The 23853-nt window shown below is 62.9% G+C and carries 24 protein-coding genes; 5 read left to right on the forward strand and 19 right to left on the reverse strand.

Annotated features, from left to right (window positions below; all coding sequences use genetic code 11):
- From J2Z17_RS07810 to J2Z17_RS07845, 8 genes are all read right to left on the reverse strand, one after another.
- The coding region (locus tag J2Z17_RS07810) for a transposase (protein ID WP_209944297.1) at positions 1-177 on the reverse strand (177 nt) is incomplete at its 3' end.
- Between the two features lie 412 nt (positions 178-589).
- Positions 590-3268, reverse strand: coding sequence for an autotransporter outer membrane beta-barrel domain-containing protein (locus tag J2Z17_RS07815; protein WP_209943777.1), 2679 nt, complete (start codon positions 3266-3268; stop codon positions 590-592).
- A 551-nt stretch (positions 3269-3819) separates the two neighbouring features.
- Positions 3820-4527, reverse strand: a complete 708-nt coding sequence (locus J2Z17_RS25170; RefSeq protein ID WP_245223954.1) for a BA14K family protein — start codon at positions 4525-4527, stop codon at positions 3820-3822.
- Between the two features lie 11 nt (positions 4528-4538).
- Positions 4539-4709, reverse strand: a complete 171-nt coding sequence (locus J2Z17_RS07825; RefSeq protein WP_209943778.1) for a hypothetical protein — start codon at positions 4707-4709, stop codon at positions 4539-4541.
- Positions 4710-4889: 180 nt separating this feature from the next.
- Complete coding sequence (locus J2Z17_RS07830; protein WP_209943779.1) at positions 4890-5666, reverse strand: molybdopterin-binding protein; 777 nt, start codon at positions 5664-5666, stop codon at positions 4890-4892.
- Complete coding sequence (locus J2Z17_RS07835) at positions 5663-6505, reverse strand: cytochrome b/b6 domain-containing protein (protein ID WP_209943780.1); 843 nt, start codon at positions 6503-6505, stop codon at positions 5663-5665. The genes J2Z17_RS07830 and J2Z17_RS07835 overlap by 4 nt, the downstream gene beginning before the upstream one ends.
- An 88-nt stretch (positions 6506-6593) precedes the next feature.
- Positions 6594-6857, reverse strand: a complete 264-nt coding sequence (locus tag J2Z17_RS07840) for a pentapeptide MXKDX repeat protein (protein WP_209943781.1) — start codon at positions 6855-6857, stop codon at positions 6594-6596.
- A 277-nt stretch (positions 6858-7134) separates the two neighbouring features.
- Positions 7135-7353: a hypothetical protein gene (locus tag J2Z17_RS07845; protein WP_209943782.1), complete on the reverse strand. Its 219-nt coding sequence runs from the start codon at positions 7351-7353 to the stop codon at positions 7135-7137.
- Positions 7354-7535: 182 nt separating this feature from the next.
- Here J2Z17_RS07845 and J2Z17_RS07850 point away from each other — a divergent pair, with 182 nt between their 5' ends.
- Together J2Z17_RS07850 and J2Z17_RS07855 are read left to right on the forward strand one after the other, a co-directional pair.
- Complete coding sequence (locus tag J2Z17_RS07850; protein WP_209943783.1) at positions 7536-8087, forward strand: sigma-70 family RNA polymerase sigma factor; 552 nt, start codon at positions 7536-7538, stop codon at positions 8085-8087.
- A 23-nt stretch (positions 8088-8110) separates the two neighbouring features.
- Positions 8111-8752, forward strand: coding sequence for an NrsF family protein (locus J2Z17_RS07855; protein ID WP_209943784.1), 642 nt, complete (start codon positions 8111-8113; stop codon positions 8750-8752).
- 28 nt (positions 8753-8780) lie between these two features.
- On the opposite strand, the gene J2Z17_RS07860 is transcribed toward J2Z17_RS07855, so the two are convergent.
- From J2Z17_RS07860 to trhA, 3 genes are all read right to left on the reverse strand, one after another.
- Positions 8781-9371 (reverse strand): hypothetical protein, encoded by a 591-nt coding sequence (locus J2Z17_RS07860; RefSeq protein ID WP_209943785.1) that lies wholly within the window; start codon positions 9369-9371, stop codon positions 8781-8783.
- A gap of 29 nt (positions 9372-9400) precedes the next feature.
- Positions 9401-9904, reverse strand: a complete 504-nt coding sequence (locus tag J2Z17_RS07865) for a GNAT family N-acetyltransferase (protein WP_209943786.1) — start codon at positions 9902-9904, stop codon at positions 9401-9403.
- Positions 9905-10007: 103 nt separating this feature from the next.
- On the reverse strand, positions 10008-10664 hold the full coding sequence (gene trhA / locus J2Z17_RS07870) for a PAQR family membrane homeostasis protein TrhA (protein WP_209943787.1): 657 nt from the start codon (positions 10662-10664) through the stop codon (positions 10008-10010).
- A 201-nt stretch (positions 10665-10865) separates the two neighbouring features.
- Here trhA and J2Z17_RS07875 point away from each other — a divergent pair, with 201 nt between their 5' ends.
- On the forward strand, positions 10866-11249 hold the full coding sequence (locus J2Z17_RS07875; RefSeq protein WP_209943788.1) for an MAPEG family protein: 384 nt from the start codon (positions 10866-10868) through the stop codon (positions 11247-11249).
- A gap of 292 nt (positions 11250-11541) precedes the next feature.
- Here the strand turns inward: J2Z17_RS07875 and J2Z17_RS07880 are convergent, their stop codons facing one another.
- Positions 11542-11862 (reverse strand): TraR/DksA family transcriptional regulator, encoded by a 321-nt coding sequence (locus J2Z17_RS07880; RefSeq protein WP_209943789.1) that lies wholly within the window; start codon positions 11860-11862, stop codon positions 11542-11544.
- Between the two features lie 128 nt (positions 11863-11990).
- Complete coding sequence (locus J2Z17_RS07885; protein WP_209943790.1) at positions 11991-12401, reverse strand: universal stress protein; 411 nt, start codon at positions 12399-12401, stop codon at positions 11991-11993.
- A 358-nt stretch (positions 12402-12759) separates the two neighbouring features.
- Here J2Z17_RS07885 and J2Z17_RS07890 point away from each other — a divergent pair, with 358 nt between their 5' ends.
- The gene (locus J2Z17_RS07890) at positions 12760-13575 is read left to right on the forward strand and encodes a VOC family protein (RefSeq protein WP_209944301.1); all 816 of its coding nucleotides are present in this window, start codon (positions 12760-12762) and stop codon (positions 13573-13575) included.
- Between the two features lie 185 nt (positions 13576-13760).
- On the opposite strand, the gene J2Z17_RS07895 is transcribed toward J2Z17_RS07890, so the two are convergent.
- From J2Z17_RS07895 to J2Z17_RS07910, 4 genes are all read right to left on the reverse strand, one after another.
- Complete coding sequence (locus J2Z17_RS07895; RefSeq protein WP_209943791.1) at positions 13761-15740, reverse strand: putative bifunctional diguanylate cyclase/phosphodiesterase; 1980 nt, start codon at positions 15738-15740, stop codon at positions 13761-13763.
- Between the two features lie 164 nt (positions 15741-15904).
- Entirely contained in the window at positions 15905-17728 is a 1824-nt protein-coding gene (locus J2Z17_RS07900; protein ID WP_209943792.1) for an SLC13 family permease, read from the reverse strand.
- 111 nt (positions 17729-17839) lie between these two features.
- Positions 17840-18622 (reverse strand): polysaccharide deacetylase family protein, encoded by a 783-nt coding sequence (locus J2Z17_RS07905; RefSeq protein ID WP_245223955.1) that lies wholly within the window; start codon positions 18620-18622, stop codon positions 17840-17842.
- A 307-nt stretch (positions 18623-18929) separates the two neighbouring features.
- Positions 18930-19316: a DUF930 domain-containing protein gene (locus J2Z17_RS07910; RefSeq protein ID WP_209943793.1), complete on the reverse strand. Its 387-nt coding sequence runs from the start codon at positions 19314-19316 to the stop codon at positions 18930-18932.
- Between the two features lie 232 nt (positions 19317-19548).
- Between J2Z17_RS07910 and J2Z17_RS07915 the strand changes: the two genes are divergently transcribed.
- On the forward strand, positions 19549-21657 hold the full coding sequence (locus tag J2Z17_RS07915; RefSeq protein WP_209943794.1) for a S9 family peptidase: 2109 nt from the start codon (positions 19549-19551) through the stop codon (positions 21655-21657).
- Between the two features lie 184 nt (positions 21658-21841).
- Here the strand turns inward: J2Z17_RS07915 and J2Z17_RS07920 are convergent, their stop codons facing one another.
- A complete protein-coding gene (locus J2Z17_RS07920) occupies positions 21842-22663 on the reverse strand; it encodes a DUF3800 domain-containing protein (protein WP_209943795.1) in 822 nt (273 codons plus the stop codon).
- A 221-nt stretch (positions 22664-22884) separates the two neighbouring features.
- Positions 22885-23505: a glutathione S-transferase family protein gene (locus J2Z17_RS07925; RefSeq protein ID WP_209943796.1), complete on the reverse strand. Its 621-nt coding sequence runs from the start codon at positions 23503-23505 to the stop codon at positions 22885-22887.
- Positions 23506-23853: the final 348 nt, after the last annotated feature.

The raw sequence follows: 23853 nt of genomic DNA on the forward strand, positions 1-23853 counted from the left end.
CCACTTGCCGTAGCGTTCATGCATGTCGCGCCAGGGGCATCCGACCCGAAGAACATGCAGCATGCCGTTCAGGTATCGTCGATTATCGTGCGCGGGCCGGGACTTCCTCCCACGCTCAGTGGGCAACAGCCCCTCGATGATCCGCCATTCCGTATCCGTCAGGTCGCCGCGAGCCAAAACCGCCTCCTAAAAGGCAGCCTTGAATCACGCTTCAGCTGATTTGGGAATCCACTTTGTCAACAGGACCTAGTGGTCCGATTCCGACATTTGATCCTCGAGATCGCCGCAGGTGGGTATCAAATGTCAAATCCATTCCACTAGCTGCCCTTTTTCCTCAACACGATTGGCAGAAATCGCAGTCGTACAGCACGATGCTAACGGCTTGCGCTGAAAATTTCAGTTGAAGCATTACCGGCGAAAACAGAATTGCCTGACATGCTCTATCTTTTTGTTTTCACGCCTTGTTCTTGCGCATGCCTTGTTCCCGAAACCGGGACCACTTTCGGGAGACATGTTCTAGTGGTCCTTGAGATTCCGACATTTGCTCCCGAGAGTGCTGCAGACGGATGGAGATGTCGGAATCGGACCACTAGAAACGCCTGGAAAGCGTCAGGTCCAGCCGGTTGTGCGTGTCGCCGGCACCGAAATCGCCGCGATAGCGCAGGTCTGCCTGGCTCTGATTGGCAAGTTGCAGCGCCAGGCCCGCCTCGACAAGCACCATGTCGCGGGCCATCGGCACGCCGGCGATGGTGAATTCATGGCCGCCGGCAAAGGCCATTCTGGTGGTCGGCACCAGTCCGCCGATCGTATGTCGCCAGCCGATACCGCCGTTCAGCGTGGCGCGGCTGCCGCCTTCGAGGTCGAGCGCGTAGCCGGCCCTGAGGCCGAGTTCCGTCGATCCCCAGACCTGTGCCGAGGCGGCACCGTCTAGGGCGGCGCTGCCGCCGGTCTCCGAAAAGCGGTTGCTGGCGCGCCGGATGATGGCGGCATTGGCATAGGGCTGCACCTGCACATGGCCTAAGGACAACTGGCCCTCGTATCCGGCATAGGCCTGCAGGGTACTGCCGCCATAGGAGGCCTGCAGCTGCTGGCTGAGATCGCCGTAGGCGGGCGCGCGGGTGGTACTGATATCGTGGTAGCTGTAGGTGAGACCGAAGTCGATCCGGGCGCGGTCGTCCCGCGTCCCGCCGTAGAAGCCGACATGGTAGCTGTCGATATCCGCACTCGATGCGCGATCCGGCACGGAGGCCATGTCGCGGCTGTAACCGGCCATCAGTCCGAACAGCCAGCCATTCAAGCTGATGTCGGCGCCGGTCAGGACGGTGCCGCTGCCGTCGCCAAAGTCGGCGGCATTGCCATCGCCGTCAAACCGCCGGGTGGCGACGCTGCTTTCGGCCCAGAGGGCCCCGTCCTTGCCGCGCGGCGCTCGGGGATCGAGGCCCAGCGCCGGCCGGAGCGCCGCATCGACATGCCGTCCGATCGTTCCGCGCAGCACGGCGCTGTCAACGAGCGTTGCCGATTTGATCGAGGCGTGGATCTCGCCAGACAGCTGGTCGAAGGCATCGAGCGCTGCATCCCGGTCCAGCGGCAGCACGGCGTCATGGGCCTCGCCCTCCCCCCAGCTTTCAAGGCCGCTGGCCGCGGCCGTCTGGTTCGGTGTGCCCGCCAGATCGTCGAAACCGGTGGCATTGCGCGTCAGGCTGAGCAGCACATTGTTGGCGTCGTAGGCGAGTTGGGCGTCGAGAAAGGCAAAATCGTCGGTCACCGCCTCGAATGTGCCCGCCACACCATCCGCGGCGGTCAGGATGGTGTAGGTTTTCGACGGATCGTAGGTGGAGCCGTCATCGGTGCGGTTCGCCGCCAGCACATGCACCGTGCCGCCATCAATATGGGCCGTGCCGGACGCCACGAGATCGGCATCGCCGGCATCGTCGAGTTCGACCTGCAGAACGGAGCCGCCGGCAAAGCTGACATCGCCGCCGACGGTCAAGGTGCCGATCGATGTGCCGGCCGCCAGCGTGCCGCCGGCAAGAATCGCGGCGTTGCCGAGAAAGCCGCTGCCGCCGAGCAGGCCACCCGTATCGACGGTGAACAGGCTGCCGCCGGCATTGCCGTTGACCAGCATGGCGCCGGCCGTGACGTCGACCGCCGCAACATCGGTGATGTCGCCGTCGACGACCCAGGTGCCGGACGCGTCCTTGGTGATGCCGTCGAAGCCGATGATCGGACCCGACAGCGTGCCCACCCCTTCGCCGGTCAATGTCATAAATGTACGTCCACCCCCGTCCGCCACCAGCCGGCCGGTGATCGAAACGGCGGTATTGATCGCCAGCGTATCGGTGACGCCTGCATTGGTGGACATCCGCACCGCATAGCCGTCCGCACCCAATGCCGTCACGGTGCCGCGGTCGAGGCGGATGCTCGTGCTTTCGCCCGCCGCGACGATCGCGGACTTCGTCGCTCCGGCATTGGTGATGCTGCCGCCATCCATGACAAAGTGCACATCGCCGCCGCTGTCGAGCACCACGGTGCTTCCGTCGGCGGAATAAAGGGCGCTTTCGCTCACATGCACGGTGTGCCCGGACCCCTTGTTGAGCAGGATGTTGTGGGCGTTGGGACCCGCCGTCTGGATCGTGACATGATCCAGCGTGATGTCGCTGTTATTGCCCTGCCAGATCGCGACGCCCCAGCCATTCCGGTTGCTGGTGGTGATCTGCGTGTCAGTGAGCGAAATGACGTTGTCATCGCCGAGGACCCTGATGCCCGCTGCGGTCTCACCTGTTGTCGACAGCCTTGCGCCGTCGACCGTAACGGTGTTGCGATCGCCGACCACATAGACGGTGGCAGCATCCGAACCCAGTGTCGCGATGCTGCCGGCCTCGAGCGTGACCGTATTCTCGTCCCCCTGCAAGTAAACGCCGTAGGAATACCATCCGCCGCGTCCCTCACCTCCCGTCGAGATCGCGCCGCCATCCAGCAGGATCGTCGAACCGTCGCCCACGGCATGAATGCCGTAGGCATAGGTTCCGGTCGTCGATATCGCGGCATCCGCATCGACGGTGACCTTGCTGCCGGCACCGACGGCGATGCCCCGGCCGCCGTTGACGGTCAGGGTGGAATCCGCGCCGATCGTCCCGTCACTGCCGACCGGGCCCTGTCCGTCGCCGAGCACGACATCGGCCCCGCCGGCCCCGGCTGCCGCGGCGATCGTCGCGCTCAGGACGGTATCGTTGCAGACCAGCGTGTCGCCGCGGTCGAGCGCGGCCAAAGTGGCGGTTTCCACTGTATTGAGGGTGCAGGCCGCCCGGGCAAGCGATGCCTGTGTCAGCCAGAGCGTGGCTCCCAGCAGCGCTGCCCGACGCAGTATAAAGACATGGCGTAGCCGTCGCCTCCTGTGCAAATCCGGCGAAGACGGAGGGGAATCCAGATCGAAAATGCGCATCGAGACCATTGGTGCCACCCTTGAGAACGAACCCGGATCGTCACGGCACCGAAAACACCCGACCTATATTGGATAACAGTAGGCCAAACCTGGGCGATTTACTAACAATTGGTAAATTTCGGCAAATATAGTAACCCGCAACCGTCGAAACGGTGGTACTCCGCAATATTGCCGGAAACAATATTTGGGGCGCTGCACTGCTCTCTCTGACAACAGATGTGCAACCGGGACCCTCCAGGGCCATGGTCGCATGCAATGCACGGCGGGCGACGCCGGGAGAACACAATCTCCGATCAGCGCCGCGCCATCACGGCGAAATGCCGGTCAGCCGTGGATGACGCCCCACGGTCAGGCGCCTCCGGTTGTTTTCGTAGGGTTCAGTTCGAGGCCATGTTCATGGCGCCATCCGAATAGGGCGACACGCACTGGGTGCGGCTGCCGTCATAGGGCTGGTAGCTGTTGTCGGAGGCGCGGTAGGAGCGATAGCGGTTGCCGCACCAGTCCAGATGTGCCTGCGTATAGGCGGCACGATCCGGCGTCGATGTCGAGACATGCGTGACCGAGGGGCTGTCTTCGACCGGCGACTCGCAGGGGCGAATGTCGCCGCTGAAGCTGCGATAGCTGTCGGTGGACGCGTCGTAGGAGCGGTAATTGGCCTCGCACCACGAGATATGAGCACTCGAAAGCTGCACGGTCTGGACATTGCCGCGCAGATCGGCGCCGCTGACATTTTGCCGGGCATAGTCGTCATCGATCGAGCCGGTGGTGCTGGCAACATCGACCATCGAGGAGGCGGAAGCATTGCGCGACGGGCGGGCGCTTGCAACCTGCGGCGCGTTCGGATCGGTCTTCTCGCGCTCCAGTTCGGCAACCGCATAGGTGGAGAGGCGCGCCGGCAGGCGGGCAAGGTCCTGCGACTTCGTGTCGATCACCTTGGGGGCTGCGGTCCAGAGCGGCGGCTGATCCGGATTGTCGAAGCGGCTGACCTGGGATTCGCTGGAGATGTAGGAGGCAAAGGTGACCCCTGCCATACAAATGCCGACAGACGATGCAATACCGAAGACGATGGCTCCAATCGCTTTCATGGGTCTTCTCCTCACTTCGCCGGCTGGATGGTGGAAGCGGCGACGGGAACGAAGACGCGCGACGGACGCTCGCGCGCCTCGGTGCTCTTGTAGGCAATGGCTGCCGTCATGCCGGCCATGGCGAGAATAACCAGGGTTACGAAGAAGCTTAGTCCCCCGGATTTGCGCTCGTCATAGGTCATCGATCATCTCTCCTGTCGGTCCGGTCGTTGCCGGTAGCAGCCGTGCTGGCCTTCGCTATCGTAACGCCCGTATAGCCGGATTGTTCAGAAGAGAAATGCGCCTGGGGGAACTTCAACGATTCATAATTAACGGGGTCGCGCAAAGGTCGCGACGCCCGATTTCATGCAACCCTCAGACGCTTAGATGCCCGCATACCATTCGTATCCGCGGTCTTCCCAGAAGCCGCCATTGCCGCCGCTGATCTGGCTGAAGTCGGCGACCGCCTCGATGCCGGTCAGGTATTTTGCCTGCTTGTAGCCGAGCTGGCGCTCGACGCGAAGTCGCAGCGGCGCGCCATGGGCGACCTCCAGATCCCGGTCGTTCATCCGGTAGGCAAGGATGGTCTGCGGGTGGAAGGCATCGACGAGATCGACGCTCTCATAATAGTAGCCGGAGCCGTCCAGCGTCTTCTCGTATTCGTCGGCACAGTGGAAGACGATATAGCGCGCCTCGGGCTTCAGCGTCACACTGTCGAGCAGCGCGCCGAGCGGCAGGCCGGTCCATTTGCCGATCGCGCTCCAGCCCTCGACGCAGTCGTGGCGGGTGATCTGGGTGCGCGACGGCATGGCCTTCAATTGGGCGAGCGACAGGCTTGCCGGCTTCTCCACAAGTCCGGTCACGTCCAGGCGCCAGCTGTCGAACCGGTCGTTCATCCAGCCGGCATAACGGGCATTGTCGGGCATGCTGGTGCCATTGGCGCGAAAGACCGGCGACAGGTCGGCCTCGTTGTATTCGCGCGCCATCGCCATGTCGCCCTGCAGCAGACGCTGCGTCTTCATCGTCAGGCCTTCCGCCAGCTTCAGCACGGATTTCGACGTCGGGTTCTCGACGATCGCATCGCAGCCGGACAGGCCCAGAGCCGAAGCGGACAGCGAGGCGCCGATCAGGAAGCGGCGGCGGTTCAAGAGAATGCTCATCGGCCCTCTCCTTCTTCAATGGCGTAGTAGCCGGTGATCATCGAGCGCAGATTGTTGAACACGCCGGAGACCAGCACCATGACGATGTGGACGATGACGAAGGCAACCAGCGAAAAGGCGGTGAGGAAATGCAGCGTGCGGGCCGACTGGCGACCGCCGAACAGATCGAGCAGCCAGGGCGCAATCGCATTGAAGCCCGGCGACATGGTCAGCCCTGTGGCGATCATCAGCGGCAACAGAAGGAAGATCACCGCCAGATAGGTGAGCTTCTGCAGCGTGTTGTAGCGACGCGCCTGCTCGCCTTTCGGAAACCGCAGACGCGCGTGGTCGGCGATCTCGTGACCGAGATGGGCCGGCGTCAGCTCCGCCGAAGCCGGCAGCAGATCGCGGCGAAGATGGCGACTGGCCAGCCCCCAGGCGAGATAGATCAGCCCGTTGAGGACGAAGGCCCAGGCGAAAAAGAAATGCCAGCGCCGGCCCGTTGCCAGGTCCCGGTAGCTGGGGATCGTCAGCCAGTCGGGAAAGCCGCGGGCACTGGCATGGCCGTTCGACTGCGACAGGCCGAGCACGCCGGTGGTGTCGAATGAGAAGGAACCGATACGGGTCACGCCGCGGGCGTCGTCGCCGGAGCCTTCGGCCTCCATGGCAATGAAGGACGGGTCGTTGTCGGCGCCGTATTTGCCCCAATAGAGTTCCGGATGGGCGTTGAAGATCTGCAGCCCGGAAAACAGAAGCACCGTCATGCACAGCACATTGACCCAATGCGACAGGCGCACGAGCAGGGAATGGCGGTAGAAAAGGGTACGGCGGGTCGCGCCGCCGGCGTCAATCGCTGCCATGAGGAAATCTCCGGACATGAAAAAGGGCGAATGGAAATGAGACGCGGCCGCGAAGCCTTAAGGTTCGCGGCCGCCTTTGGTCTTGCGATTACTTCATCGCGTCGCAGGCCTTCATCATGTCGTCCTTCTTCATGCTGTCGGTTTCCATTTCGGCCTTGTGCATGCAGTCGTCCTTGGTCGAACCGGTCGACATCGCGTCCGTCTTCATGGCGTCCGTCTTCATCGTGTCGGTCTTCATCGTGTCGGAAGACATGCTGTCGGTTTTCATCGCGTCCTCGGCGAAGGTCGAACCGGCAAAGGCCAGACCGGCAATGAAGGCGGCAGCGGCGATGGACGAAACAAGCTTGGTCATGAGAAACTCTCCCTCAGGGATATGGTGTGTTTGACGTGGCCGCCGGCCTCCTGCCTGCGGCTCACTGTCACCCATTCGGGATCGGGACTCGATCGGTTACAGCCCTCACGTCCATGTGAACGAAACGCGATCCGGCGTGACCGGGAAATCGGCCGTCAACAACCGCATGCGGCGCAGCCGCCAGGAAGAGTGGGCCCCAAACGCAATCATGCCGGCCTCCAGAGGGAGAGCCGGCATGATTGAAAGGCAACCGGAAAAGGTCGCGCGTGGAAACGAATTACATCGTTTCGCACTTTTCCATGATTTCTTTCTTCTTGGTCTGATCCGTTTCGGCATTTGCATGTTCCATGCAATCAGCCTTGCTGGCGTAGGCTACCGGCTGGCCGGCTTCCGGGCCGGTGTTGTCGGACTTCGACGTATCCTGGGCAAAGGCAGCGCCGGCCGAAAGGCTGACGACAAAGGCACCGGTGGCGATGGCGGACATGATCTTGCGCATAAGTGTTCTCCCATTTTGTCTCGGCTCGTGCGGTCTCTTTGCAGGCCGTTCACACAGACAAAGACGCATGAGAACCAATTTGGTTACCGAGATCACAAATATGTGATCTCGTTGCGGACAACGGAAATTGCATCTGCGCTGTAACCGATTACCCCTTTTCGCCGAATGACGAGTGAGGCTGCATGACGCAAGCGCCGGCGACCGAAGATGTGCTGAAGGGTCTGATGCTGCTCGCGCTGGACGGCGACGAGGCGGCCTATCGGCATTTGCTGAAGGCGCTCGGCAAGGTGCTTGCCGGCTATTACGGCCGGCGGTTGACCGGCGGAGCGGCAGCGGACGTGGACGACCTGGTGCAGGAGACGCTTCTGGCCGTGCATGCGCGGCGCGCCACCTATGACCGCGCACGTCCGTTCACCGCATGGTTCTTCTCGATCGCCCGCTACAAGCTGATCGATCATCTGCGCGGACCGGGCGGGCGGGCCCGCCTCCAGGTCGAACTGGACGAGACGCTCGACAGCGGCTTCAGCGAGGCGGCGCTTTCCGCCAGACTGGACGTCGAGCGGCTGCTGGACACTCTGCCCGAACGGCAGCGACAACTGATCCGCGACGTGCGGCTGGAGGGCCAATCGATCGCCGACACGGCGGCCCGCACCGGCCAGTCGGAATCGGCCGTCAAGGTCGGCGTGCACCGCGCCCTGAAAGCCCTGGCCGACACATTGAGAGGCGAGACATGATGGAGACGAAGACGACGAAGAGGATGCAAACGGACGATCTGATCGACGGGCTGGCCAGCAATCTGGCGCCGGTGCCGCGCCATGCGCTGCGCACCCGTTTCCTCGTCAACCTCGTGCCGGCCCTTTGCCTCTCGCTGGTCCTGATGGTGACCGTGCTCGGCTTTCGCTTCGACATGCCGAACGCATTGATGTTGCCGGAATTCTGGATCAAGTCGGCCTATAATGCGGCCCTTGCCGTGCTCGGCTTCGTCGCACTCTACCGCATGGCGCGGCCGGACGGGTCGGATGGCGGCTATTTCACCGCCGCCGGCACCGTCTTCGCGATCATGGGCCTGATCGCCGCGACGCAGATCTGGATCGAGCCTTCGGACCAATACAGCAAGCTGGTGATGGGCTCCTCGGCGCTCGATTGCCCCTTCCTGATCTTCGGCTTTTCGCTGCCGATCCTGATCGCCGCGATCCGGGTGCTGCGACGGTCGGCGCCGACCGATCTGCGGCGCACGGGCCTCGTGACAGGCCTTGCCGCGGGAGCCGCAGGCGCCTGGGTCTATTCCTGGTTCTGCGACGAGAACGGCATGGCCTTCGTGCTGATCTGGTACACGCTGTCGATCGTCCTTTTGGGTGCCCTGGGCGCCCTGATCGGCCCGCGCCTGCTGCGCTGGTAGCGCGGCATATCCCGGCCGGGACACCGCGCTACTGGCAGGGCTTCACGTCTTCGCTTGCCTGCCAGGCGAGATATTCCTCCGGCGTGACGACATGAATGCCGCCATCGGCCTCGACCGGCGATCCGCCGCCATCGCGCAGCACCTCGCCCTCAAAGATGCCGGCCCGCTGCGTCGGGATCCAGAATTCCTCGACCCGGCCGGGCACCAGGGACTGGTCGATCTTCAGGCCCGGCACCGACCAGTGATAGACCTGCGCATCGGCGCTGACGATGGCGCGCACCTTCATGCCGGTCGGCACGACCAGCGGCCCCAGGCGCGGGCAGGCCTGCGGATCGGTCTTGCCGGACCGGTATTCGACCAGCCAGTGGTCGGGGCTCGCCTGGCCGAACACGGTGATGTCCGCATCCGGCAGATGGGGCCGCGTGGTCAGCAGGGCGAAGGCGTCCTGGCAGGTGGATTTCGTCTGGCCGGCCAGCCCGCCACACAGGTCGAGCGCCTCGACATTGCCCTCCGCCAGCGCCGTCGAGGCGACGAGGGGGTCCAGGGGAGAGGCGACGGCAAGGCCGGCCAGAAGGGCCATGGCAGCGCGGGCTGGAAGGTCTGTCCTGCGCTGTCTCATGCCCTGCCCTTTCCGTATCGCTCGGCGCCTCAGCCGAATTTAAGCTCCATCATCGCAAGATCCAGCCAGCGGCCGAATTTCGTGCCGACTTCGCGGTGGATGCCGACCATGCGGAAGCCGAGCTTCTCGTGCAGCCCGATCGAGGCTGCATTGCCGGCCTCGATCGCCGCGATCATCACATGAACCCCGTGCGCGCCGGCATGGTCGATCAGCGCTGCGAGCAATGTGCGCCCGAGACCGGCACCGCGGCAGGTGCGGTCGACATAGACGGAATGCTCGACCGAGTGACGATAGCCGTCAAAGGCGCGCCAGTCGCCATAGGAGGCATAGCCGACCGTCCTGCCCTCGACTTCCGCGACCAGCACCGGAAAGCCGCGCGCGCGGCGGGCCTCGAACCAGGCGCGGCGGTTGTCGAGATCGACGAGGATCTCGTTCCAGATCGCCGTCGTGTTCTCGACCGCATCGTTGTAGATGTCGCGGATCACAGGAAGATCGGCCTCGACGGCGTCGCGGATGGTGACGGTGCTGGTCATGCTCACTGAAATCCGTTGAGAGGTGTCCGCCCGATTTGTAGCCATGCGGATCCGGCCCTGTCCAGTCGCGGCCAGGGCATATCCTGTTGGTACAGCGATTAAATCAGGAGAGGCTGAAGGCGGTCAGCACCGCGGAATAGTGAACCGCGGCAGCGGCGACGACGAAGCCGTGCCAGATCGCGTTCTGGAAGCGCAGCTTTTCCCAGACATGGAAGATGACGCCCGCCGAATAGAGCACGCCGCCGATGACGATCAGGACCATGGTGGAGGCCGGCAGATAGCTGGAAATCGGGCCGACGGCCAGCAGGCCGCTCCAGCCCATGGCGAGATAGACCAGGATGGCCAGCCGGTCATAGCGGCCGGGAAAGACGCATTTGATGATGATGCCGAGCAGGGCCGAGGCCCAGATGGCGATCAGCAGGAAGAAGACGAAGGGATCTTCCGCGCCGCGCTGCAGAAAGGGGGTATAGGTGGCGGCAATCAGCACGAAGATGGCGGAATGGTCGATCCGGCGCAGCACCCATTTGACCCGCGAGCGGGGCCACATATTGTAAGTGAACGAGGCCGCCAGCGCCAGAACGAGGCCGAGGCCATAGATCCAGGCAGCCGCCAGTTCCCCGTGGCTGGACCAGACCGTGGCGTAGAAGATCAGCACCGTGGCACCGATCAGGGCAAACACGACGCCCACCCCATGCACGATGCCGTCAGCGACGAGCTCTGTAAGGTCATAGGGTCTGCCGAAGCGAAAAAGGTCGGTCATGCCTGTCCGGGTCGAAGTCAAGAGGTGCCCAACGGTAACGGTTGGATGCGACGATCATGCGACACTTGCGCGGTGAGAGCAAGGCAAGCGGCCGCGTTACTTTTGGCACAAGCATGCGCCGATAAGCCAGCGAGGTTCGCCTTGCCCCCGGGGCGCACCTCCACTAACGCTGCTGGCGGATATCGAAGGAAGAGAGCATTCATGCGTTATACCGTCCTGGCAACCTTTGCGGCCCTGATGGCCTATGCGTTCTTTTTCGTCAAAGTGGGCCTGGCGCGCCGCCAATTCGGCATCGAGGCGCCCAAGACCACCGGCAATGTCGCCTTCGAACGGGTGTTCCGGGTGCAGCAGAACACGGTCGAGCAGCTGGTGCTGTTCCTGCCGTCGCTGTGGATCTTCGGCACCTTCGTGTCCGACGAGATCGCCGGCCTGCTCGGGCTGATGTGGACCGGCGCGAGAGCGCTTTACGCGGTCGAATATTATTCCAACGCCAAGAAGCGCGGCCCGGGAGCCGCCCTGACCTGGGTGATATCGCTGATCCTTCTGGTCGGCGGTACTGCCGGCGCGATGATCGTGACCGCCTGACGGCGAAAGCGCGCCCGGCCTCCAGATAGAAGCCTTCCCCCTCTCCAGAAAGGAAGGAAGAAGGGGAAGGCGAACCGCGGCCAATCAAGCCGGCGCTGATGTTCCAAGGAGAACGGAAAGCGCCTGGCGATCGGCCTGCGGCAGGCCACGGTCCCCCGCCAGAGTTACCGCGGCCATTGGGCCCGGCAGCGGGCTGCCGGGAAGGACATGCTCCTGTCGATGAGGGAGCAAACATGATGGCGGCACGTCAGACCGCGCCCCTTCTCAACGCGCAGGACGCCATTTTGTCCCATCACATCTGCGCGGCGCAGGTCTTGCAGAACGGCGTATAGGGAACGACCGCCAGCCGCTCCGGCGAAATCGGCTCGTCACACCGCACGCAGATGCCGAAGGTGCCCTTCTGGATTCGCTGCAGAGCCGCGTCGATCGCCTTCAGCTCCCGGTCGCCGCTCTGGCCGAGCTCCTCGAGAACCTCGTCGTTCTCGCGTTCGGCGGCGCGATCCTCGCTGTCATCGCTTTTTTCCGAGCCCAGATCGTCGTCGATCTTGTGCTGACGGGCAAAGATCTCGCGCTGGCGGGCCCGCAGGATTTCCTCGTATTTCTGCATAGTCATGGAGCGATCCTCCTCGTTTGCTTTTTTGTCTTTTTTCGCCGTGCGGCATCGATCCGAAGGGATGTCGGAAAGGCGCCGACCGGCCCATGCCATCGCGCCTTGAAGCCGGTCGGACTGCCGGTTCACGGCTATCGATCGACGAGCACGGAGCATTTCGCGTGGCGCACCAGACGATCCGCCGTGGCGCCGATGAAATAATTGGCGAGATCCGGGACATGGGACGCGACGATGACCAGATCGGCCTTGAATTCGTCGGCTGCTGCCAGGATTTCCCGCGCCGGCGTTCCGGTGCGGATCTCGATCCGGGCGGCGATCCCGGTCTTGGATTTCAGTTCCAGAAGCCTTGTCTTGCCGTCGTCGATCGCGCTCGACACGATATCGACGGGCACGTCGATCGCCAGATAGCCGGGCATATCCTCGACCACCGTCAGCAGCAGGATCTCGCCGCCTTCATCCAGCAGCGACTTCGCCTTGAGCAGAATCTTCTCGCCCTTGTCGAGCTGGCCGCAATCCACCGGCACGACGATCTTCTTATACATGGTGCACTCCTTCAGCCGCTGCAAGCGGTCATCCGTTGGAAATGCCGTTACCCTCCTCCCGCCCGTGGCGCCCCGCATTGATCCGGATCAAGTTCGCTGCATGGCGCCGTCAACGATTGTCGAACGAAATATCCGTCATCCCGGATCTTTATCGAACAGTCCCGACAGGTCACATTGGGACACGACAAGGCTGCGGTTCAAAAACCGCAAAGCCCCCGGCCCTCAAGGGCTGCAACCCTCAAGGATCATCATCGTGACCGAGACGTCTTTCACCGACACCACAGCCGAAGCCGCGGCAAAAGCGGGTGCGATCCCGGCAGATGCGGGCTTTGCCCTCACCCGACCGGCCCATGTCGGCATGTCCCATCTGCAGGTGCGCGACCTCGACCGCGTTTCGGCCTTCTATCAGCGCATTCTGGGTCTCGCTGTCCTGCAGAAATCGCCAAGCGGCATGGTGCTTGGCGCTGCCGGCACGCCGCTTTTGACGCTGTCGACCGACGCCCGCGTGGTGGCCGCGCCGCGCCGGGCTGCCGGCCTGTTCCACACCGCCTTCCTGATGCCAGACCGGCAGGAGCTTGCCCATTGGCTCGCCCATGCCGCCCGCAACGATATCCGCCTGGAAGGCGCCTCCGACCATCTGGTATCGGAAGCGCTCTATCTGTCGGACCCCGAGGGCAACGGCATCGAGATCTATGCCGACCGAAAGCCCGGCGACTGGGCCTACAGGGACGACGGGACAGTGGAAATGGCAACATTGCCGCTCGACCTGCAGGCGCTTTACGACAGCGCGCCGAAGGGCGACTGGGCCGGCATGGCGCCGGGGGCGGCGATCGGCCACATCCATCTGCAGGTCGGCGCCCTGCCGGAGGCCGACCGGTTCTACGAGGGCGTGCTGGGGCTGAAGGTGATGGCCACCTATCCGGGTGCAAGCTTCTTCGGCAGCGGCGGCTACCACCATCACGTGGCTGCCAATATCTGGAACAGCCGCGGCGCCGGGCCCCGCACCGGCGCGATGTCGGGACTGTCCGACTATTCGCTGCGCTTCAACGACAAGGCTGCGCTCGACACGGCGCTGCAGACGCTTGAAGCACTGGAGATCGACGTGACGAAGGGCAGCGAAGGCTACAGCCTGAAGGACCCCTGGGGCATCGGCATCACCCTGTCGGCGGCCTGAGGCGCGTTACCGCGGGCACAGCCGGCTCCCTGTCGCCGTATGCCCTTCCCCGCCCCAATGCTGCGGCGGCCCGGCATCTCGCAATAACCGGGCCGCATCCGCTGCATCTCCAAGCATCGGAAGCGTACACCGGTTTCCGACACATAGCTATATATTTCATATAGCTTATACACAAAACATGACGGTCAGGGCACCTGCTGCAGGGCGGGCGCCCAGGCGGGTGCGTAGATCTCGCGGCCAACCGGCATGCCGTGCCGCTCCAGATAATCCTCGACCGCCTCGCTGCCGATCGGACGGCTGAAATAGAAACCCTGGACGAAGCGGATGCCGGCGGAGCGCACGATCGCCATCTGCTGCTCGGTCTCGACACCCTCGGCGAGACAGTCGAAACCGAGGCTGACGGAGAGTTCGGCGACGGCGCGCAGGATCTTGTAGGTCGGTTCCGTATCCTCGTGCAGCCGGGTGATGAAGCTGCGGTCGGTCTTGATCCGGTGCAGCGGCAGGCGGTGGATATAGGCAAAGCTGGAATAGCCGGAGCCGAAATCGTCGAGCGCGATCTTGCAACCGAGCGCGGTCAGCATTTCGAGCGATTTGCGCGCACGGCCGAAATCGGTCATCACCGCCGTCTCGGTGATCTCGAAGGTCAGCCGGCCGGGCTCGATGTCGCCTTCCATGACCAGATGGGCGATGCCGGCCATCGAGCGCTCTGACATGATGTCGACGGCCGACAGATTGACCGAGAGGCCGATCGCGTCGGGCCATTCGCGGGCAGCGGCCATGGCCTTCTGCACGACGATGCTGCTGATGACCTGGATATAGCCGGTGCGTTCGGCAATGCCGACGAAATCCGCCGGGCTGACGCGCCCGAGCACCGGGCTTTCCCAGCGCACCAGCGCCTCGAAGCCGGTGACGCGGCCGGTCAGGAGATCGTGCTGCGGCTGGTACTGCAGGTGGATTTCGCGGTGCAGGTCGGCGGTGCGCAGAACCTGCTCGATGCGGCCATGGCTGCCGAGCTGCGCCTCGTGCTCCGGCGAGAAGACCACCACGTCGCCGCGGGCATTCTCCTTGGCGCTGTAAAGCGCATGGTCGGCACGCTCGTAGAGCTGGCGCACGGTCTTGCCGTCACGCGGATACTGGGAAAAGCCGATGGAGGCGGAAATCGAAACCCCGATATTGTGAATGGTGAAAGGCTCCAGGAGCCCTTCGCAGATCGCCCTGCCGGCGACGCGCAAGTCCGCATCGGTCAGCGGCTGGTCGATGGCAAGGACGAATTCGTCGCCGCCGAGCCGCGCCAGAAGCGTCTCGAGGCCGGTGTTCTCGCAGGCCTTGCGGATCCGTTCGGCGACCTGCACCAGAAGTTCGTCGCCGACCATATGGCCATAGAGATCGTTGACCGGCTTGAAGCCGTCCAGATCGATCAGCGCCAGATGCAGGACCTTGTCGCGGCTTCCGGTCTCCAGCGCATTCTCCGCATGGGCGAAAAAATGCCGGCGATTGGGCAGGCCGGTCAGCGCGTCGTAATCGGCAAGCTTTTCGGCCCGGGCACGCAATTCATCGGCGATCAGGCGCTCGCGCACCACGCCGCTGATCGCCGTGCGTACCAGCACGGCGACACCGAAGGCAGCCGCCAGCACCGTTGCGCTGGCCACGCAGAAATAGACGAAATGCGGCCACCCCATCAGCGCCGCGCAGGCGAGCACCGTCGACACAGTCAGCGCTGCTGCCACGCAAAACACCCGCAGGCTGACGGCGGCTGCCGCCGACAGCAACAGCATCATCAGCATGTAGAACAGGTTCAGCGACTGGAAATCGACCATCAGCACGTTGACGCAATTGACATACATCAGCAGCAGGATGAGAGCATTGACCATTTCGAGCTGTTCGAAGCGCACCACCCCATTGCGGGACAGGTAGATCCGGCAAAGCCCGATGACGATGGCGGCAGAGGCGGACACAACGCTGAGCTCGAGCGCCGGAACAAGCGAACTGAAGTAGAAATTGCTGGGAATGACCAGCAGATAGAACAACGCCACCGGGAGTGCGAAGCCCCGGACGATCGGCTGGAATGCCGCCGCCATCTCCTGGCGCATCGTCTCGGCGCTTGGCCTTACCTCATTCCGATCGGTCTCACCCTTGACCAAGCCGGTAACATTTCCCTTGCGCATGCCCTGACCCCGGACCCAATAATGCAGCGATGACCGACACTCTCCCTATTGAACTTACACATTATTTCTTCCTAAGGTATTAAACTAATCATTTTAGTTCATCAGGACTCGTGCGCTTCTTATCTTGCTCCGTGCCCCATAGTCTCGCCTTTGCAGCTGTACCGTCAGCGCAGATAGAACAGGTAGATGCCGGCGGTGGTCAGGCAGGCGGCGATAATGTTCATGGCGACGCCGACCCGCAGGAAATCGGCAAACCGGTAACCGCCGGCTGACGCGACCAGCGTGTTGGTCTGATAGCCGATCGGGGTGGCGAAGCTGGCGCTGGCGCCGAACAGCACGGCAAGCACGGTCGCTTCCGGGGCGAGTCCGAGCTTGTCCGACAGCGAGATGGCGATCGGCGTCATGATCACCGCGACCGCATTGTTGGTCACCATTTCCGTCAGGATCGAGGTCAGCACGTAGATCGACAACACGACCACGACCGGCGACGCCTGCTGCAGCACCGGCAGGACGGCCGAGATGATCGCCTGGACGCTGCCGGCGTTTTCCAGCCCGAGGCCGACGATCAGCATCGAGAAGATCAGCGCCAGCACGTCGCCGTCCATGGCGACCCAGGCGTCGGATGGATCAATGGCGCGGATGGCAAACAGGAAGCCGACGGCGATGATGGCAAGGGCGGAGATCGACAGCAGGCCGATGCTGGCCAGCGTGACCACGACGGCCAGAGTCATCAGCACCAGGGCCGCACGGTCGCGGCGGAACGGCTTGGCAAGCGGTGCCTCGGCCGGCAAAAGCCGCATGTCCTGGCGCAGGGACTGGAGGGCCTCGCGCGAACCGGCGACCCAGAGACTGTCGCCGGCCTTCAGCCTGAGACCGCCGAGATCCGGCCCGGCCGGATTGGTGCGGCGGCTGACGCCGAGCACCCGCAGCGGCATGCGTGACAGGAATTCCGCATCGGCGATCCGCCGGTCGATGGCGCGGTGGCCGGAGGCGATGACGACGCGGCTGACCTCCTCCTTTTCGACCGGGGCCTGGGAGGCGCGCACCTGCACGCCGATCTGCAGGCCGGCGGTGGTGCGCAGCGTCGCCAGTTCCGCCTGCGTCGCGCGCAGCACGATGCGGTCGCGCTCGGTCATCAATTCGTCCGATGAAGCGATGTTCAGCTTTTCCCCGCTTCGAAACACCGAGACCAGTTCGACACCGCGCGGACTGAGCAGTCGCGCTTTCTCGTAAGGCCGGCCGATGTCGGCAAAGCCTGGCCCGATGCGCACTTCCGTCAGGATGTCCGGCTTCGCCTCGCCGCCCCCGGCCGTCTCGCCGTCACGCCGGTCCGGCAGCAGGAAGGACTGGGTGAGGTAGAGAAACAGCGCGCAGCCGACCATCAGGATGAGGCCGATCGGGGTGATCGAGAAGACGCCGAAGCCCTCGAGGCCTTCGCGCCTTGCGATGCTGTCGACCAGAAGATTGGTGGAGGTGCCGATCAGCGTGCAGGTGCCGCCGAGAATGGCGCAGTAAGACAGCGGAATGAGAAGCTTGCGGCGCGCAAGTCCGGTGGCCGAGGCAATCGAGATCATCACCGGGATCATCATCACAACGACCGGCGTCGAATTGATGAAGGCGGAGGCGAGCATGGTCAGCGCCAGCAGCGAGCCGATCGCCAGCTTGGGCCGGGTTCGCCCGAGCTCCATCATCCGGGAGATCACCGCCTCCATCAGGCCGCTGCGCTGGACGGCCGCCGAGATGACGAACATCGCACCGACGGTGATGGCAGCCGGATTGGAAAAGACGCCGAGCGCCTGGTCCGGCTTGACGAAGCCGAGCGCGATGAACAGCGACGCCCCCATCGCCGCGATGGCCGCCGGCGGGGTCTTCTCGCGGATGAAGCCGACCAGCATGGCGAGCAGCACGACAAGGCCGATCAGCGCCGAATGATCATCGAGAAAGCGCGACAGCATCACGGTGTCGGGCATCCAGGAAGCAGCAAGCATGGGTGTCCTCCAGGATGCGGGTCATCGGAATGCGGGCAGCAGCACGGCCGCATCTGCCGACGGCATGGGCAGCGCGGCAGAGCGGTCGCGATCGGTCCGTTGTGTTAAAGATTAGGGCGCGGGGGTGACCGCCGCAAGGGCTGCGGGGCGAAGTGCGGCCGGCTCCTGTCGCCCCTGGTCCAGCCGGACGAAGACGGTACCGCGGGCCTTCAGTGCCCGGATCGCCGCCGCCACGCCGGCACCGGAGGCGCGGCCGGGCTGATTGATATGGGCGATCACCACGTCGCCGTCGCGGGCCGCCGAAATCCGCCGCGTGACGGTTGCAGCCGGCAGCGAGGCGCCCTGATCGCCGTTCAGCGAGAAGCCGCCGATGGCAAAGCCGAGAGTGTTGATCTCGACGAGCGCCGAACGGGTATAAAGCGCGGTTGCGCCCCGAAAGACATGCGGCGCGGGAAAACCGGCCGCCGTGATCGCGGCCGCGCCGCCTTCGACTTCCTCTGCGACCGCGCGGGCGGAGCCTGCCGCGGCAATGCCATAGATCGACGCCGGATGATCGACCGCCGGCACATGGTTGAGCCCGTGGTTTTCGATCTCGAACAGGTCCGGCCGGGTCTTCAGCCGCTTGACCACGTCGCCATTGCGCTTCAGCCAACGACCGGTGACGAAGATCGTCGCCGGGATGCGTTCGGCAAACAGCGTGTCGAGAATGCGCATGTCGGTGTGACCCGAGCAGGCATCGAAGGTCAGCGCCACATGCGGATGCGCCGCATCGCCATGGGAGACGGTCAGGGAAGGCTCGATCAGGCCATCATGGCCGCGGGCAGAGGCCGCGCCGGGAACAAGGGTCACGGCGGCAAGGCCGAGGGCGAGGAGGCGCATTTTCGAGGAGGGCATGGGAGGCGGGACCGGGAGAACGAGGAGATCGCTTCGTTTACCCGGAAAGCGCCGGAATTGTGTCGGGGACGTGCCCCGCATGGGCTGCCGTCGCTTCTGGTGGCAGCGTGTGGCAGGAGCGCCTCGATCCTTGCACGGCCGCTGTCGGGTTTTGCCGAAGGTGCAAGCACTCCCGCCTGTCGATGGAAGGGCCGCGACGACCGAAAGCCCACGGGTCACCGCGTCATGAGACACCCTGCCCGGTCAGCCGGAAGCCAGGTCGGTCTTTGCCGAGGAGGGCCGGCAAGCTGCCGTGCCCCTCGGGATCTCAGTCGTAGAGATAATAGCGGACCCAGTCGGAGCGCGGGACCATGGAGCCGATCTTCAGCTTGAAATTGGTCACCTCGAGCCGTTTCGGCCCGGTCGAGCATTTGTATTTCAGCCGGTACCATTCGCCGCGGCTGCGGAAGACGGCGCCGGGGGCCTGGATGGTGGTGCCCGAAACCTTGGTCTCGGAAAAGGTATAGGCAATCACCTTGTCGGGTCGATAGTCGCCGACCTTCTTGATGTGCTCCATGGCTTCGATGTCGCAGCGCTGTTCGAGTTCCTCTTCCGGATCGAGCCTCTTCAACTGCTGAACCGTGCTGTTGTCGAGTGCCAGTGCGGGGGCTGCCGCAATCAGCAAAGAGAGGAGACCAAGCAGGCCTGTACGCATCGCTACCACCTTCTACCTGTTTCATTCGCGCGGGACGATACCGTCGCGATGAGGGCGTTTCCAGTAAAAATAATGGGGAATTCAAAATGAGCGGGCACCGCCCCTTCGACCTCCCTTGGCCCTTGATAGGGCCGCATGCGGGCTTTATCTCTCGCGAAAGAGGACAAATTTCGTTCACCCCGGAATTCGGCTGAACGAACCACAGAAATTTTGATAGAAGAGCGAGATCGCCTTGCCCCCATTCACTGCCCTGCCAGCCGCCCCGGTAGCACCGAAAAAGCCGGTGAGCGATACCCGCCACGGGGTGACCCGCACCGACGACTACGCCTGGATGCGGGCCGACAACTGGCAGGCGATGTTCAAGGACACCTCGATCCTAGACCCGGAGATCCGCGCCCATCTGGAGGCGGAAAACGCCTATATGAATGCGGCGATGGACGACACCCGGCCGCTGCAGAAAGTGCTGTTTGCCGAAATGAAGGGGCGGATCAAGGAAGATGATTCGTCGATCCCGGTGAAGGACGGGCCCTATGCCTATGGCACGAATTTCGTCACCGGCGGCGAGCAGCCGCGCTATTTCCGCATTCCGCGCGACGCCGACCCGAAGGACGAGAGCGCCCGTCAGCTGCTGCTCGACGGCGACCGGGAAGCGCAAGGCAAGGATTATTTCCGCCTGTCGGGGATCGACCATTCGACCGACCACAACCGCGGCATCTGGGGCTATGACGACAAGGGCTCGGAATATTTCACCCTGAAGGTGCGCGATCTGGCAACCGGCGAGGATCTCCCCGATGTGATCGACAACACCGCCGGCGGCGGCGTCTGGGCGCCCGACGGACAGAGTTTCTTCTATACGCTGCAGGATGACAACCACCGGCCGTCCAAGGTCTTCCACCACATCGTCGGCCAGCCGCAGAGCGAAGACCGGCTGGTGTTCGAAGAGAAGGATCCGGGCTTCTTCATGGGCGTCGGCGGCTCGCTGCTGGACGACGTGATCTATATCGACATCCACGATCACGAGACCTCGGAATACCGGATCCTGTCCACCAGCGACCTGGCCGCAGAGCCGAAGCTGGTGGCGGCGCGCGAGGAAGGCGTCGAATATTCGATGACCGAGGGCGGTGACGTCTTCTACATCCTCACCAATGACGGCGATGCCAAGGACTTCAAGATCATGCAGGCGCCGTTTGCGTCTCCGGGCAAGGAAAACTGGACGGAAGTCGTCCCGCACGAGCCCGGCCGGCTGATCCTCAGCCACATGGCCTATGCCCGGCATCTGATCTGGCTGGAGCGGCGCGACGGCCTGCCGCGGATCATGATCCGCGATCGCAAGAGCGGCGAGGAGCACGAGATCGCCTTTGCCGAAGAGGCCTATTCGCTGGGTCTTTCGGGTGCTGCCGAATACGACACCGACATCATCCGCTTTTCCTATTCGTCGATGACGACGCCGAGCCAGCTCTACGACTACAACATGGCGACGCGCGAGCGCAGGCTGCTGAAGACGCAGGAAGTGCCGTCGGGCCACAACCCCGCCGACTACGTGACCCGCCGCGTCTTTGCCCGGTCGCATGACGGCGCCGAGGTGCCCGTCACCCTGCTCTACCGCGCCGACACGCCGCTCGACGGTTCCGCGCCCTGCCTGCTCTACGGCTACGGCGCCTATGGCATCGCCATCCCCGCCTCGTTTTCCACCAATGCGCTGTCGCTGGCCGACCGCGGCTTCGTCTATGCCATCGCCCATGTCCGCGGCGGCAAGGACAAGGGCTTCCAGTGGTACGAAGACGGCAAGATGGAGAACAAGGAAAACACCTTCAAGGACTTTATCGCCGCGGCCGATCATCTGGTGGCGCAAGGCTTCACCGCTTTCGACCGGATCATCGCCGAGGGCGGATCGGCCGGCGGCATGCTGATGGGGGCGATCGCCAACATGGCGCCGGAGAAATTCGCCGGCATCATCGCCGCCGTACCCTTTGTCGACGTGTTGAACACCATGCTCGACGACACCCTGCCGCTGACTCCGCCGGAATGGCCCGAATGGGGCAATCCGATCGAATCGGAAGAGGAATATCACTGGATCGCCGCCTACAGCCCCTACGACAAGGTGGAGCAAAAGCCCTATCCGCCCCTTATTGCCCTGTCGGGCCTTACCGACCCGCGCGTCACCTATTGGGAGCCGACCAAGTGGATCGCCAAGCTGCGCGAGAAGGCACCGGAGGCCGGCCCCTACCTCCTGAAGACCAACATGGCCGCCGGCCATGGCGGCAAGTCCGGACGCTTCCAGCGCCTGGAAGAGATCGCCTTCGAATATGCGTTCGCGATCAAGGTGGCGGGAAAGATGTGACATTTCCATAGCAGGCGGAGGTGCGCCGGCCTCCGCCTCCGCCACTCTGTTACAAAACTTCATTTGAGTTTTGCGGAAATATTCCCATGCTTAGTTTGTGGGCAGGCGCCAGACACACTCCGAGTTGCCTTCGAGGCGGCAGCGTTCTAAACGACGTGAATCAGGAGCTGGGGGCCCACGCTTCTTACCTATAAGCTTTAACGTAGTCGATGAATTCGTGCTGTTCAGCCGTGAGTATATGGTTGTCTTTACTCGGAACGATGGTTAATCCTGTGCCATAACGCTGACCTTGGCTTCTCAACAATCGAGGGACAAGGAGGCGCGCATATCTTGCCTCGCAGAAGCCGAAAGAATTTGGCTCAAGCGCGTGCCAGATCGCGCTGGTGAAAATGTCAGCGATCTGAAGACCAGCTCTTTTACTATGATTCTCAACAAGGATATCGCTCGGATCCAGCACGTTCCAGTCTATGGAACGGACCGGGCGGACTACTTCTTTTCCGTCGCGCATGAATTCAAGATAACGTCGCATGGCATGGTAGTCCGTGCCTCGGCGGCGGGAAAAAACGACTTTCAAATGCGCTTCTGCTCGATGTTCCAACCACGCCTTACGTTGACAAGCCGCAGTGAGTCTCTCAAGCAAAAATCTCGTCAGGTAATTGTAAAGATGCTGCCGTTGCTTGAATATGTCCTTCTTTGGGTGCTCGAGAAGCGTGATTTTATTCGAGCAGACCACACATGCGCCAATCGGCTTTTGGGATAGGAGAATACAAGCTTGAACACGTTGATCATGCTTCAATTCCCGGAAGTGAAGATCAAGTGATTTCTTCTTTGGAAAGTGCTCGAGAACTTCGGTCTTCCATCCCGGAACCTCACGATCAAATGACTTTTGAACCACAACGGCGCCGATCGCAAACCACCGTGACTGAGCAGTAGGCTCGTCTTTCCCAAGCTTGCCGAACCCCTCATCACCCGCCTCATCCACATAGGCAATGTATTCAATCGTCACGGAGAAATACCCCAATGGCGGCGATTCAACCGATGTCAAATGCGCCCAAAACCGCATACTTAAATAGTAATTACACCTTACATTAATCAACGATAACCTTGAAGAAACCGCAAAATTTATTTACTTTACTTTATTTGACATAAAATTTACAGTCACTAAAATTACACTGAACCTATCAAAATATTGCTTGCAATTTGCATGAGCCATGAGAAATCGCTCCCTCACCCGACATATACTCCCACTGCCGCCTTGACCGACGCGCGCTCCGCCATGCGGCTGCGGTGATCGTGGACTTTCGGGAACTGCTTCGGATCGACCTTGTCGCCCTCCAGCCAGGAGGCGATGGTGAAGAGATAGGGATCGGCGATGGTATAGGTGTCGCCCATGACCCAGGGGCCCTTGAACATCTCGCTCTCGATCAGCGCGAAGCAGGCGGCCATCACTTCCGGCATCTTGCGCTTCATCTCGCTGATCGCCGCCGCGTCATCGGCCCAGCGCCCGGCGCGACGTCCATGGGCATGGGCCACATGCACGGTGGAGCAGAGATAGGAATTGAACGCCTGCACCTCGGCAAAGGCGAAGGGATCGTCGATGGGTGCGAGATTCGACGCCGGATGGGTCTGGGCAATATAGGCCAGGATCGCCGGTGTTTCCGTCAGCGTGCCGCGGTCGGTGACCAGGGCGGGCACCCGGCCCTTCGGATTGATCGCCAGATAGTCGGGCGCGCGCTGGGCGCCATTGGCCATGTCGAGCGCCACGGCCTCATAGGCCGCGCCCGCCTCCTCCAGGGCAATATGCGAGGCGAGCGCGCAGGTGCCCTTGCCGGTATAGAGTGTCAGCATGATCTTCCTCCAGGAACGAACGGAGCCAGAGACTTACCATCGCAGCCGGCGCCTGCGCCAGACGGCATGCATAAAGCGTATTCCCGGCCCCCTGTCCGGCGCCTTCGACTTCCCTTTCGTTTCCTCTCGCCGCCCGATGCCCGCGCGCTTTCCGCCGGATGCCAAATAAAGTTGTTGGCCGTGCCGATCGGCGGGAACAAGGCCCCGCGTGCAAGGTTCTTGCCACGGGGGTAGCCCCGCGAACACGAAGATCGCGTTCGGGACCATGCCCAGGCCAGAAAATCAGGTCGCCGCGCGTGCCTATGCGAATGCGGCGGCGTCCAGCGACGATGTGCGGTGTCGAGGGAT

Source organism: Heterorhizobium halophytocola (genome assembly GCF_017873095.1).
GTDB lineage: Bacteria > Pseudomonadota > Alphaproteobacteria > Rhizobiales > Rhizobiaceae > Allorhizobium > Allorhizobium halophytocola.

What these genes read in the sequence shown, in the direction of transcription:
- J2Z17_RS25170 (WP_245223954.1), bottom strand. Translation starts at nt 4,527, where the DNA reads ATGAAAGCGATTGGAGCCATCGTCTTCGGTATTGCATCGTCTGTCGGC.
- J2Z17_RS07825 (WP_209943778.1), bottom strand. Translation starts at nt 4,709, where the DNA reads ATGACCTATGACGAGCGCAAATCCGGGGGACTAAGCTTCTTCGTAACC.
- J2Z17_RS07830 (WP_209943779.1), bottom strand. Translation starts at nt 5,666, where the DNA reads ATGAGCATTCTCTTGAACCGCCGCCGCTTCCTGATCGGCGCCTCGCTG.
- J2Z17_RS07835 (WP_209943780.1), bottom strand. Translation starts at nt 6,505, where the DNA reads ATGGCAGCGATTGACGCCGGCGGCGCGACCCGCCGTACCCTTTTCTAC.
- J2Z17_RS07840 (WP_209943781.1), bottom strand. Translation starts at nt 6,857, where the DNA reads ATGACCAAGCTTGTTTCGTCCATCGCCGCTGCCGCCTTCATTGCCGGT.
- J2Z17_RS07845 (WP_209943782.1), bottom strand. Translation starts at nt 7,353, where the DNA reads ATGCGCAAGATCATGTCCGCCATCGCCACCGGTGCCTTTGTCGTCAGC.
- J2Z17_RS07850 (WP_209943783.1), top strand. Translation starts at nt 7,536, where the DNA reads ATGACGCAAGCGCCGGCGACCGAAGATGTGCTGAAGGGTCTGATGCTG.
- J2Z17_RS07855 (WP_209943784.1), top strand. Translation starts at nt 8,111, where the DNA reads ATGCAAACGGACGATCTGATCGACGGGCTGGCCAGCAATCTGGCGCCG.
- J2Z17_RS07860 (WP_209943785.1), bottom strand. Translation starts at nt 9,371, where the DNA reads ATGAGACAGCGCAGGACAGACCTTCCAGCCCGCGCTGCCATGGCCCTT.
- J2Z17_RS07865 (WP_209943786.1), bottom strand. Translation starts at nt 9,904, where the DNA reads ATGACCAGCACCGTCACCATCCGCGACGCCGTCGAGGCCGATCTTCCT.
- trhA (WP_209943787.1), bottom strand. Translation starts at nt 10,664, where the DNA reads ATGACCGACCTTTTTCGCTTCGGCAGACCCTATGACCTTACAGAGCTC.
- J2Z17_RS07875 (WP_209943788.1), top strand. Translation starts at nt 10,866, where the DNA reads ATGCGTTATACCGTCCTGGCAACCTTTGCGGCCCTGATGGCCTATGCG.
- J2Z17_RS07880 (WP_209943789.1), bottom strand. Translation starts at nt 11,862, where the DNA reads ATGACTATGCAGAAATACGAGGAAATCCTGCGGGCCCGCCAGCGCGAG.
- J2Z17_RS07885 (WP_209943790.1), bottom strand. Translation starts at nt 12,401, where the DNA reads ATGTATAAGAAGATCGTCGTGCCGGTGGATTGCGGCCAGCTCGACAAG.
- J2Z17_RS07890 (WP_209944301.1), top strand. Translation starts at nt 12,760, where the DNA reads ATGTCCCATCTGCAGGTGCGCGACCTCGACCGCGTTTCGGCCTTCTAT.
- J2Z17_RS07895 (WP_209943791.1), bottom strand. Translation starts at nt 15,740, where the DNA reads ATGCGCAAGGGAAATGTTACCGGCTTGGTCAAGGGTGAGACCGATCGG.
- J2Z17_RS07900 (WP_209943792.1), bottom strand. Translation starts at nt 17,728, where the DNA reads ATGCTTGCTGCTTCCTGGATGCCCGACACCGTGATGCTGTCGCGCTTT.
- J2Z17_RS07905 (WP_245223955.1), bottom strand. Translation starts at nt 18,622, where the DNA reads ATGCCCTCCTCGAAAATGCGCCTCCTCGCCCTCGGCCTTGCCGCCGTG.
- J2Z17_RS07910 (WP_209943793.1), bottom strand. Translation starts at nt 19,316, where the DNA reads ATGCGTACAGGCCTGCTTGGTCTCCTCTCTTTGCTGATTGCGGCAGCC.
- J2Z17_RS07925 (WP_209943796.1), bottom strand. Translation starts at nt 23,505, where the DNA reads ATGCTGACACTCTATACCGGCAAGGGCACCTGCGCGCTCGCCTCGCAT.